The organism is Pauljensenia sp. UMB6358, from assembly GCF_030216865.1.
Taxonomy (GTDB): domain Bacteria; phylum Actinomycetota; class Actinomycetes; order Actinomycetales; family Actinomycetaceae; genus Pauljensenia; species Pauljensenia turicensis_A.
Genome location: NZ_JASOMS010000139.1, coordinates 1 through 288 on the forward strand (window position 1 = coordinate 1; position 288 = coordinate 288).

1 protein-coding gene is annotated in these 288 nt (G+C 54.2%); it reads right to left on the minus strand.

Going from position 1 to position 288, the window contains the following annotated elements:
• Window positions 1–288 (minus strand): hypothetical protein (locus QP381_RS08940; protein WP_285068644.1); only part of this gene is annotated, 288 nt, incomplete at both ends.

A 288-nucleotide genomic window follows, 5' to 3' on the forward strand; every position in this document is an offset into this window, starting at 1 on the left:
TAGAGTGCCCACCAATATCGGCGACACCATCCGCACCACGATTAAACTTGACCGTTACCAGGCCCTCGTATGCTTCTGTTGGGTTACCCGGCCCACCAGCAGGCTTGTCATAGTAACGAACATGAACGGTTGCTTCTTTACCCCGCTTACCAGGCATGGCCGCGTTACGGAACTTTTCAATCTCCGGAAGGTAAGACCCATCCGGTAGCCTGTACTGGCGTACTTCCAGGTCAACAGACCACTTATCGCCCACGTTAATCGGGTGGTCTGCTCCGAGGTCATCATAGG